At 28.5% G+C, this 11,057-nt stretch carries 9 protein-coding genes and 1 pseudogene; 5 read left to right on the top strand and 5 right to left on the bottom strand.

Features of this window, described 5'->3' with window-relative positions:
• The first annotated feature begins 165 nt into the window (after positions 1-165).
• Positions 166-402, top strand: a complete 237-nt coding sequence (locus ACPKM0_RS09670; protein WP_472475459.1) for a hypothetical protein — start codon at positions 166-168, stop codon at positions 400-402.
• A 303-nt stretch (positions 403-705) separates the two neighbouring features.
• Complete coding sequence (locus ACPKM0_RS09665; RefSeq protein WP_472475457.1) at positions 706-1,317, top strand: glycerol-3-phosphate responsive antiterminator; 612 nt, start codon at positions 706-708, stop codon at positions 1,315-1,317.
• 3 nt (positions 1,318-1,320) lie between these two features.
• Here ACPKM0_RS09665 and ACPKM0_RS09660 read toward each other — a convergent pair whose 3' ends face one another.
• The 5 genes from ACPKM0_RS09660 to ACPKM0_RS09640 all read right to left on the bottom strand — a co-directional run bounded on the left by ACPKM0_RS09660 (position 1,321) and on the right by ACPKM0_RS09640 (position 7,347).
• Complete coding sequence (locus ACPKM0_RS09660) at positions 1,321-2,667, bottom strand: FAD-binding oxidoreductase (protein WP_472475455.1); 1,347 nt, start codon at positions 2,665-2,667, stop codon at positions 1,321-1,323.
• The gene (locus ACPKM0_RS09655) at positions 2,660-3,577 is read right to left on the bottom strand and encodes an FAD-binding protein (RefSeq protein WP_472475453.1); all 918 of its coding nucleotides are present in this window, start codon (positions 3,575-3,577) and stop codon (positions 2,660-2,662) included. Before ACPKM0_RS09655 ends, ACPKM0_RS09660 begins: the two co-directional genes overlap by 8 nt.
• Positions 3,577-4,374, bottom strand: coding sequence for an electron transfer flavoprotein subunit beta/FixA family protein (locus tag ACPKM0_RS09650; protein WP_472475452.1), 798 nt, complete (start codon positions 4,372-4,374; stop codon positions 3,577-3,579). The genes ACPKM0_RS09655 and ACPKM0_RS09650 overlap by 1 nt, the downstream gene beginning before the upstream one ends.
• Positions 4,375-4,439: 65 nt before the next feature.
• Positions 4,440-5,894, bottom strand: coding sequence for an FAD-binding oxidoreductase (locus ACPKM0_RS09645; RefSeq protein WP_472475450.1), 1,455 nt, complete (start codon positions 5,892-5,894; stop codon positions 4,440-4,442).
• 16 nt (positions 5,895-5,910) lie between these two features.
• On the bottom strand, positions 5,911-7,347 hold the full coding sequence (locus ACPKM0_RS09640; protein WP_472475449.1) for an FGGY-family carbohydrate kinase: 1,437 nt from the start codon (positions 7,345-7,347) through the stop codon (positions 5,911-5,913).
• Between the two features lie 827 nt (positions 7,348-8,174).
• On the opposite strand from ACPKM0_RS09640, the gene ACPKM0_RS09635 reads away from it, so the two are divergent.
• The 3 genes and pseudogenes from ACPKM0_RS09635 to ACPKM0_RS09625 form a co-directional block, all read left to right on the top strand.
• Positions 8,175-8,936, top strand: a complete 762-nt coding sequence (locus tag ACPKM0_RS09635) for an SDR family NAD(P)-dependent oxidoreductase (RefSeq protein WP_472475448.1) — start codon at positions 8,175-8,177, stop codon at positions 8,934-8,936.
• Between the two features lie 170 nt (positions 8,937-9,106).
• The gene (locus tag ACPKM0_RS09630) at positions 9,107-10,504 is read left to right on the top strand and encodes a YfcC family protein (protein ID WP_472475446.1); all 1,398 of its coding nucleotides are present in this window, start codon (positions 9,107-9,109) and stop codon (positions 10,502-10,504) included.
• A gap of 222 nt (positions 10,505-10,726) precedes the next feature.
• A pseudogene (locus tag ACPKM0_RS09625) lies at positions 10,727-10,879 on the top strand (transposase); the annotation flags it as partial.
• Positions 10,880-11,057: the final 178 nt, after the last annotated feature.

Genomic DNA, 11,057 nt, shown 5'->3' with positions numbered 1-11,057 from the left:
TTTGTTTTTCTCCTATCACTTTTTATTGGCTTACTAATTATATTTATACAAAAATTATGTTGTTAAAAAATTATAATTAATACGCATATAATCGTATTGTGTTAATTAATTTATATATGAAAAAAGTATATGCTATAATATTAAACATAGGTAGGAGGAATGTGTATGATAGTAAAAGATAAGAATTCTAAAAAAGAATTTAGATTAGATTTAAAGAAAGGTGCATATAGAGAAATTGAAGAAGGAAACTATAGTGGGATACCTGTTGGAGAAATATATTATGCAACTTGTTTAGATGATAATTTACAATATGAATTAATTTTTAAAACTACAAATCCTAAATTTAATATTTTTGCTGATAATACTATTGAAATATATGTAGAAGAAATACGTAAACTTTAATATGTGAATAATTTAATTAAGAATTAACTGTTTATTTATTAGATATTTCATTTAGCAAATACTAATATGCTAATTTATGCTTTTATTAAGAAGTACTTATATTAGCAATATCAAATATATATGGTGAATAGATTTATTTCCTTTATATTGTAGAGAATATTAGTTTATGCTACTACTTTTACTCAAAAAAATCCTCAATTGTATAAAAAAATATTTATTTACAATTCTTTGTTTTTCAACTAGAATATCATTAAATATTAATCAACGTTTGTTTATATAATTTTGTGTTTATTAGGAGCTACAATGGATTTAATTAAGAAAGGAATGATAATTCCGTCTATTAAAAATAATGAAGGTTTATCTGAGGTTTTAATATCCGAACATGAAGTTGTTTTTTTACTATATGGTGATTTATTAAATATTGAAGAAATAATTACAAAACTTAAAAATAAAGGTAAAACTGTTTTTGTTAATGTTGATTTATTAGTAGGGTTCTCTAGTAAAGATATTGTAATTAAATATTTATATCAAAAATTAAATATCGATGGTATTATTAGTTCTAAATCTGCATTAATCTTAGAAGCAAAGAAGTATGGATTAATTACTATTCATAAGTTCTTTCTTATTGATTCTTTTTCATATAAAAATATGTATGCTCAATTGAAAAAATCTAAACCAGATATGCTTGAAATTGTACCTGGTTGGGATAGAATTATTGAATGGACAAATAGACATGTTGATATACCTATTATTGCAGGTGGTTTAGTTTGTAAAAAGGATATGATTAGAAATGCCTTTAAATCAGGTGCAACTGCTATAGCTACCACAAATTCATCTATTTGGGATGTTAAATTAGATGCTCCTATAAAAAAACAAAGAGTATTACGAGTTAAAAAAATACCATCTAAAAGTTAATTTTTATATAATATTATTAGGATTAAATAGGTTTATTTTATCTAATATTTTTTTAGTAGTAACTATTTTTTCTATATCTTCAGTTTTTGAGCTGCCTAGAAAAATATCTTTTTTAACTTTTCCAACTCCATGTTCACTTATTATTATACCATTATTATTTATGGCATTTAAGGAAATTAATTTAGCAATAATTTTAGCTTTTTCAAATTCATTTATCGTTTTTGGTAGAAAGTTTAGATGAATATTAGATGAGAAAATATGGCCAAAAATAACTTTATCTATGTCTATTTTATTAAATCTATTTAAAGTTGTTTCAAAGTCTTCTTTTATACTTATATCTAGAGAAACTTTATTTATGTTTGGAATATCTTTTCTTCTAGTTTCTAAAATCATATTGGTGCACTCAGCTGCAGCATGTCTATAATTTCTTATATTTTCTAAATCTTTAGCTTCTGATACTGCCCAAGCATTATCAACATCAGAATTATATTTCATTGCTAAATCAATTAATAATTCTACAATTAACTCAAAATCATTTTCACTATCACTGTGAATTTCAACATATATTAGATGATTATTACCTTTTGGAATACTAGGGATTGCTTTTATATTACTCATAGTTTCTTTGAAAGGTTCAATTAATTCAATGATACTTTTTTCCATAAATTCTGCAGCTACTATCTTTGCAGTATTTATAGGTTTTATAGTTTTTAGCTCATTTGAAAAACCACAAACATCATTGATTGTATTGAAAAAGAATGAAATCCCCCAAGAAATCTCGGGTTTTTTAATTAATTTAATTCTTGCGCTAATTATTAATCCAAAAATGCCTTCGCTTCCAAAGAAAGTAAAGAATTTTTTATCTGTTTTAGTCAACGTTTCAACTGTTAAATCACTATATATAACAGTGATTTCTTCAATATATTTTGAGGGGTCTCCATAATAATGACTATTCGGGCCTTTTGAATTATTAGCTATTACTCCACCAATTGTTGCTGTTTTTTCTGTTGGATCAACAGCAAAGAAGTAATCATTGTTATTTCTTTCAATAAAAGAGTTTATAGTATCAAGGGTTACTCCACTTTCAACAAAGATTTCATTTTCACTAATTTTTTCTATTTTTGTTAATTTTTGAGTATTTAATATATGATTATTATTAGGGACGGCTCCTCCAACAATACCAGATCTTGCACCTTGAATTGTAATTGAAACATTCTTATCTTTGTTTGTTTTTAAGATCTTAATTATTTCATCAGTGTTTTTAGGGAAAGAAATACTTTTTGCAGATCCTATTAATTTACTTTCATCACTTAAATATTCTCTATACTTTTCTTCATAATCTTTAATCATTATTTTCTCTCTCTATTTTTTCTAGTTCTTCTATAAATTCTTTATAATCACCAATAATTTTAATATCACTTTGCTGAAATATTAATGAGTCTTTATCTGTGTTAACTGCTATTATTTTTTCTGATTTTTCAATCCCTTGGTAAAAAGCTGGGGCTCCTGAAACTCCAATTGCAATACAAATTTTAGGTTTTATTATTGCACCTGATACTCCAATTAATTTATCCATTTTAGTAAAACCATTCATTGCTATAGGTCTTGATACTCCATATGAAAAACCAAATTTTGAAGCAATTGATGCTATTTTATTTAATTCGCTCTCGCTTTTTATACCGTTTCCTATTGCTATCACTAAATCTTTGTCTTTTAATTGGTCTGTTTGTATGTCTTTTATTCTTATTTCTTTTATGAATGAATTTTTATTATTAAAGTTAATAACTTCTTCAGTTATAGTTTTTTCTTCTTCCTCAACTATTTCACTTTCTTTTATGCTTTTATCTAGAGAAATACAGATTGGTTTATTATGAAGATTAAACTTCATGTTCATATAGCCTGAATATACTTTTTTTGTATATCCTTCATTATCAATAGTCTCTACATTTGTAAGGGAAGAACCTTTGAGTCTTTCTCCAAGTCTTACACTAGCCATAGTCCCAAAAATATTAGGAGGGAAAATAACTAAATCATAGTTAAGTTTTTCTGCTAATAAATTTAATACCGCTTCATTTTCAAAGGTGTTAATCCTAATTAAGTGAATTTTTTTAGATGGACAAAGTGATATTAATTGCTCTCTTTGTTTTTTATCATCATATATAATTATAGCATTATCAGGATTGTTAATAACACTATTTACTATTAATGCTTGGCTTTTATAATCAGGGGAACAACCATTTAATATTATACAACTTGTCATTATAAATTATCCTTTAAATAATCTCTAAAAAGAGTAGTAACTTTAGATGCCATATTATCACCATCAATTATGATTCCTTCTCTATCAGTATTTACCTTTGATAATTCTATTAATTCATAATTTTCTTTAATTGCTTTTAATAGAGAATTATCAATTAATTTATTCACCTCTATTTTAGTAACTTCTTTCTTTTTAGCTTTTAATTTTTCTCTTAGAGTAGGTAATCTTAAATAAGAATTTTGAACATTACCTAAGGATAAAATACAAGGTGGAGTAACAGTTTGTATCATATTTCCAAAATCTGAATTTGATTGAACAATTAGTGTATTATTTTCTTTATCTACTTTAATTTCTGTAACTTCGGATATGCATGGATAATTAATTAATTCACTTAATACATATGGTGTTTTAGAATTATAACCAACTAAACTTTTTTGTCCCATTATTATTATATCTTGTTTTTCATCTAATTTTTTTAAATAAGCAGCAATTAAATTAGCTGCAATTTCAGGATAGAAATTGATCTCTTCTTCATTGTTTATTTGAATTATTTCATCATAGTTTAGACTATATAAATTTTTGATTAATGTAGAAGTTTTATTAACAGTTATTGCTTTTAATATGGTAGAGGGATTTTCATCTTTAATTCTCAATCCAATTTCTAATGCACTTTCATCTATTAAACTTATTTCATCTATTAAAAAACTTGTATCAACCTTATTATTATTTACAATCCAATCATCTTTCTGCATTGTCTCTAACTTTGGTTCAACTTTAAAGCAAACAGCTATGTTCATAAAAATAATCCTTTTAAATTAAGATAATCTTCCCACTCTCAGATGAGAATGGGAAGTTGAATTAATTATTTTTTTAACTCTTTCATTGGGATGATTTTATCCATATTCATTATATAATTTGGATCAAAACTTTTCTTCAATGTTTCAAGTAATGGATAAGATGATGTGTATTCTTCTTTAATCCATTGTGATCTATGTTTACCAACACCGTGGTGGTGACACATTGAACCACCTGCATTAATTGTTTCTTCAACTATAATTTTTTTAATAGGCATGTGGTATTTATTAATGTCTTCTTCAGGTGTACATTTAATATTATGTCTGTATACGAAGTATAAGTTAGTACCATTAATATAACTATGAGATGAGTGAGCTGCTAAATATGTAATATCTTCTACTTCTTCAGGAATTCTTCTCATAACATTTTTATAAATTTGAGGTATAATACTCCATTTACCAGAAATCTCAGTTGTACTTACTGAATTCATAGTATCCATTGTTCTCTTTCTTTCGGCTTCTAATACATCAACACCCCAAGTTAGATGATCAAACCAATTTTCAATAATTTTTGGATCAACAGCTTCAGTATTAGGTATTTTTGAGACAACATCTAGAATTCCTTTTGCTGTAGCTTCTGCTAATGCTTTAGGGCCTTCAGCCATGAATACAACAACACATTTTCCTTTACTGAATTGTGAGAAGTGTCTTGATGCATCATCCTCATCATATAATCTTGCAACTGATGGATTATAACCTGTAGTAATTACTTCTCTTAAAACATTAAGACCTGTAACCATGTCGTCTAATAAATAGCCAAAATATCTATTGTTTTCAGGATAATATTTAAATATTTTTACTACTACTTCAGTGATAAAACAAAGAGTTCCTTCATTACCAATTATGATATGTCTAATATCTGGACCTGCAGCTCTTCTTGGAACATCTTTAATTTTGACTAAGCCAATATTTGGGAATATTGCTTCTAAACCAATAACCATATCTTCAATTCCACCATATTTTGTTGAGAATTGGCCGATACTTCTTGTAGCTACTAATCCACCCATCATAGCAATTGGTTTAGATTGTGGTGAGTGCCCGGTTGTATAACCCATAGCTCTAAGTTTGTTCTCTAAATCTTCTAGTGGCACACCACATTCACATGTTACTTGCATATCTGTTTCATTTATTTCAATGATTTTATTCATTCTAGAAGCATCAAGCACAATAGAATTCTCTACAACAGTTTCTAATCCACCTTCAGTTGCAGAACCACCAGTTTTAGGAACAACATTGATATCATTCTCATTAGCGAATTCAATTATTTTTAATATTTCTTCTTTGTTTTCTGCATAAACAACTGCAGCTGGTAATGGTTGTGTATATTTGTCGAAATACCATTCAACTTTTCTAAATCTATCAGCTGAGCATTCTTGAAGTACTTCTAATGTTGTTACAACTTGGCTCTCTGATGTAATTTTTTTAAGACTTTCTACGATTTCGTTTCTATTTAATTTTGACATTTTTAATTTCCTTATTTTAGTGAAAAATTTCGTATGATTTTTTTAATATTGGATCTGTTACTTTAGTTATTTGACTGTAGACTTCTTTGTTTATCTTGGTATAGAATTCATGAGTTTCTAAATCTGGTTCAAAAGAGTCTGTTATTCTAACCATTTTCTCAATAGCTTCGTCATAAGTTTTATAAACACCTAAACCTACAGCTACACTTATTGCAGATCCCATACTTGCAGCGCCGTTTTCTTCATTTCTAACAGCTTTGATACCAAAGACATCAGCAAAAATTTGCATAAATAAATCGCTATTTGAACCACCACCTGAAATGATTAACGTGTCTATTTTTCTTCCCAAATCATCTAATGTTATAGACATGTGGTTTTTACAAGTCATTGCTATACCTTCAAGAATAGATCTATACATTGAAGATCTTTCATGACGTCCTTCAAAACCAATCATAATACCTCTTTTATATATTTCATTAGGTTTTCCTAACCATTCTAAAATAGTAAATAAACCATATGTACCAGCAGGTATTTTAGATGCTTCTCTATTCAATAATTCTTCAGGAGCAATTCCTAGTTCTTCAGCTTCAGCAACAAGTCCATCTCCAGCTAAATCTTTAATCCAAGATACTGTAGACATACCACGTCTTATCCCTTTACTTTCATATAGGTATTTGTGTGGGATACAAGCCATGTTAGTAAAAGCACCTTTAAGATCAGTTCTATTACCTTCACCTAAAATCATTGGGCAAATATATGTGCCAAGTGAGATTAATCCGATATTAGATTTATTTAATCCTGCTCCCAATCCTTCAACAGCTTTATCATTAGCAGTTATTACTACAGGAAGACCTTCAGGTATATCTGTTAATTCAGCAACTTCTTTGGTTATTGTTCCAACTGTGTCTCCTGGATTAACTAAGTCAAAAAGCATTTCTCTTTTAACACCAAAAGAATCAAACTTCTCTTTATCTTCAAACCAATTCCAATTATCTTTATCGATTGGCCACCATGGTCCGGTAAGGTTTGCAGCAGTGTCATAATGGTTCCCTGTTAATCTGTAGCAAGTATATCCTGTTGTCGTTGTTATATATCTTGCGTCTTTGTTTGCATGATCATATTTAGCTGATAATCTTTTATCCATCCAGTTCATTGCAGGTTGTGCTAGGTTGCCGTCTTTATTTAATACAACGCCACAACAACGAATGGTACATACTCCAGCTCCTATAATATCGGCTCTATCATATGGGAATTTAGCCATACATTTTTTAGATGCGATAATTATGGAAGTCCATAAATCATCATCAGGGTGTTCAGCAACTCCAAATGCTGGCATGTATAAAGGTTTTAGTTTCTCAGAGGCTTGACATATTTTTTCACCTCTAGTGTTAAAAATAACAACTTTAGAACTTTGAGTTCCTCCATCAATTCCTATTATGTATTTATCATTCATTTGATTTCCTCAAACTTATTTTTTATAGATTTGTATTTCTCTTATTTCTAATTTAAAAAAGTAAATTTAACCAGGGAAGGTTATATTTATAACTTAAATTCACTCTAAAAAGTAATAAAACTAATTTAATACAATTTGTTTTGTTTAGAATTACTAGCGTGTATCTATTTCTCTAGTAATATCCGACATCCATGTTATTTGTAATATTAGTAAATTAAAAAAAGTAAAAAAAAAGAAGAGAATTGCCCGCAAGCAATTACTCTTCTCAAAACTCTTAGTAATTAATGTCTAAATGTTAGTATAGAAAATTAATGATGTCAACTTTTTTTTTGGAAATTTTTTTTCACATCGTTCTTACATTAATTTTAATAAGAAATAATTACTAAAAGGGAAAACCCGTTATTAATTATAAATGATAGTAAAATAACTATTTTTTTTTAATAGAAATTTTACCAAAAATATATATTTTAGTTGAAAAAAAAGTAATTTTCTAAAAAATGAAAATATATATTTATCTGTAATATAATATTTTATTTTGTTATCCTATAAGGAAATGTATATATAATAAATTTGATATACTTATCTTATTAGTGGTAAAATATGAATGTGAAACAAATTGGTAATAAAAAAAATATTGACAACTTGGATTTTCCATTATAGGATTAGAATCAGAATTACTGAGAGAGATGAGAAGAGTAATTGTCTATGATAATATTAGGCAATTGCTCTCTTTTTTTTTGAAGAATTTTTAAAATTTTATCGATGATCCAGGGAAGTATCAATAAGATTTTAATTGATTATTTATTAAAATAAAATGGAGGAATTATATGAGTGTTTTTGATTTTAGTGGTAAAAAAGCTCTAGTAACTGGTGCTAATAGAGGAATGGGTTTTTCTGTAGCAAAGAAATTCTATGAAGCAGGAGCTGACGTTGTTTTATTAGATATTACAGAACATGTTGTTGAATCTGCAGCTAGTATTGATCCAAGTGGAGAAAGAACTCACGGTGTTGTTGGAGATATTAGTAAATTAGATGAAATTGAAACTGTATTTAATGAATGTTTAGAAAAACTAGGTGGAGAAATTGATATTCTAATTAACTGTGCTGGTATTTCAAGACGTGGTGTTTGTGAAGATTATCCTTTATCTGACTGGGAAGCTGTAATGAATGTTAATGCAAGTGGTTTATTTTTCATGTGTAAATTAGCAGGAAAAGAAATGCTTAAGAAAGGTAGTGGTAAAATTATTAATTTTGCTTCAATGTTAAGCTTCTTTGGTTCAGGTAGTTCTATTGCTTATTCAGCAAGTAAAGGTGCTGTAGCTCAAATTACAAAATCTCTATGTATTGCTTGGGGTGCTAAAGGCCTTAATGTTAATGCTGTTGCTCCAGGTTGGGTTGAAACAGAATTAACAGGTCCATTAAGACAAAATAAAGAAAAAACTGCAGGTATTTCTAAACGTATTCCTATGGTACGTTGGGCAGATCCTGATACAGACATTGCTGGTCCAGTATTATTTTTAGCTTCTGATCAAGCGAAATATATAAACGGTGCAGTCATCCCTATAGACGGTGGTTATGCAGCATTTTAGTTAAAATTAAGAATTTACCATATTTAAAGATTCAATTAATTATAAATAAAATAAAAGTTATCCTGTATTTTGTATTGTCATAATATTGTTTGCTATTTATATGGTATTTTCTTATATCTTCAGGGTATTTTATACCCAAAACCCCCATTAAGTAACAAAAGGAGTGTAATATGGGTTCAAATAGTTTAGCGAATAAGAAAAGGTTTAAGATGCCTAACACTTATGTTCTGATTTCAATTTTCATAGTAATTGCTGCAATATGTACATATATTTTACCAGCAGGACAATATGATTTAATTAAAAATGCTGCTACTGGAAGAATGGTTGTTGATCCTAATTCTTTCCATTATGTGGATAGTAATCCTGCATCATTTATGGATGTTTTTCTATCTATTCCTTTAGGTATGAAACAAGGTGCTACAATTATATTTTTGATTTTTATAATTGGTGGTGCTTTCCAAGTTATTGATGACACTGGTGCATTAAGTGTTTCAATTTCAGCTTTAGTAGATAAATTTGGTGATAAACCATTTTTAGTTATTCCGATTGTTATGGCAATTATGTCAGTACTAGGTGCTTTAGGTATTGTTGTTGTAGCCTCGATTGCATTTATTCCTTTGGGTGCATTTATGGCAAAAAAACTTAAACTTGATCCAGTTGTTGCAGTAGCTATTATGTACATTGGTGCTTATAGTGGATTTACAACATCTCCATTCTGTCCAGCTACATTACAATTAGCACAAAACATTGCAGGACTTGAACCATTATCAGGTATTGGATTAAGAGTAATTGTTTGGGCTATCGTTACTGTTGTTGCAATTGCTTATACTCTAAGATATTCTAGAAAACTTCAAAAAAATATTGATAATTCTGTATTAGATGAAATTGTTTGGTCAGACGGTTATGAAGCTGAACAAGGTAAATTTACTCTTCAAACAGGTTTAATCTTAGCTGATGTTGTTGTAGTATTTAGTATTTATACATATGGTGCATTAAACTGGGGTTGGGGTAACAACCACATGGCAGCTATTATGTTAATTGCTGCAGTAATTTGTGCAATAATCGCAAGAATGAATCCTAATGATGTTGCTACATCTTTTGTTAAAGGTTGTAAAAATATTACTTATGGTACATTAATTATTGGGTTTGCAACAGCTATTTCTTATATTCTAACACAAGGTAATATCATTCATACAATTATTCATGGATTATCACTTCCTTTATTAGTTTTACCTACTGTTTTATCTTCAGTATTTATGTTCTTAATAAACTTAGTATTTAACTTCTTCGTTCCATCAGGTTCAGGACAAGCTGCTATTGTTATGCCATTAATGGCTCCTTTAGCTGATATTGTTGGCTTAACAAGACAAGTATCTGTTTTAGCTTATCAATGGGGTGATGGTTTCTCTAACACAATTATTCCAACTTCTGGTGTTTTAATGGCTGTATTAGCAGTTGCTAAAGTTCCTTATGAAAAATGGTTAAAATTCATGTTACCTCTATTTTGTTGGTGGACTGTAATTGGTGCTGTAGCTATCGCATTAGCAACAATGTTAGGTTATAACTAAAATTAACCTTATCAATATATTACTAAATAGAAAGGGTGGTATCTACCATCCTTTCTTTTATGTTATGAGCTTTAGCTCGTTCCCAAAGCGATGAATAAGAGCTTTTGGAACAAAAAACCACCTGCTATGCGGGTGGGTAGCAAAAGTTATACAAAAACCTCGTTTTATTATAGAATTTGAATGCTACTCCAAAACTATAAATAGAAAACGAGGTAATAATAAATGGCAAATAAAACAAACAGTTTGTCACATACAAAATGGATGTGCAAGTACCATATAGTATTTACACCAAAGTATAGAAGAAAGATTATTTACAATCAATATAGAGCAAGTGTAGGTGAAATATTAAGAACCTTATGTAAACAATATGATGTGACCTCAGAATTTGCAAGATCGTGGATTTAGCATTAAAGTGGTTATAAGAAAAAAACAAACCGCATGCATTACCACATGCAAAGATAGGCCACATCAATATGCAAACTATTATAATCACAATCGGAATGGACGTCCACAAAGAAACCTATGCTTTATGTTCTTATTTATCAACAAGTCA

It is taken from the genome of Pleomorphochaeta sp. (genome assembly GCF_050031695.1).
In the GTDB taxonomy this organism is placed as follows: domain Bacteria; phylum Spirochaetota; class Spirochaetia; order Sphaerochaetales; family Sphaerochaetaceae; genus Pleomorphochaeta.
This window is presented reverse-complemented; position numbering and strand designations above follow the sequence as displayed.

What these genes read in the sequence shown, in the direction of transcription:
- ACPKM0_RS09670 (WP_472475459.1), top strand. Translation starts at nt 166, where the DNA reads ATGATAGTAAAAGATAAGAATTCTAAAAAAGAATTTAGATTAGATTTA.
- ACPKM0_RS09665 (WP_472475457.1), top strand. Translation starts at nt 706, where the DNA reads ATGGATTTAATTAAGAAAGGAATGATAATTCCGTCTATTAAAAATAAT.
- ACPKM0_RS09660 (WP_472475455.1), bottom strand. Translation starts at nt 2,667, where the DNA reads ATGATTAAAGATTATGAAGAAAAGTATAGAGAATATTTAAGTGATGAA.
- ACPKM0_RS09655 (WP_472475453.1), bottom strand. Translation starts at nt 3,577, where the DNA reads ATGACAAGTTGTATAATATTAAATGGTTGTTCCCCTGATTATAAAAGC.
- ACPKM0_RS09650 (WP_472475452.1), bottom strand. Translation starts at nt 4,374, where the DNA reads ATGAACATAGCTGTTTGCTTTAAAGTTGAACCAAAGTTAGAGACAATG.
- ACPKM0_RS09645 (WP_472475450.1), bottom strand. Translation starts at nt 5,894, where the DNA reads ATGTCAAAATTAAATAGAAACGAAATCGTAGAAAGTCTTAAAAAAATT.
- ACPKM0_RS09640 (WP_472475449.1), bottom strand. Translation starts at nt 7,347, where the DNA reads ATGAATGATAAATACATAATAGGAATTGATGGAGGAACTCAAAGTTCT.
- ACPKM0_RS09635 (WP_472475448.1), top strand. Translation starts at nt 8,175, where the DNA reads ATGAGTGTTTTTGATTTTAGTGGTAAAAAAGCTCTAGTAACTGGTGCT.
- ACPKM0_RS09630 (WP_472475446.1), top strand. Translation starts at nt 9,107, where the DNA reads ATGGGTTCAAATAGTTTAGCGAATAAGAAAAGGTTTAAGATGCCTAAC.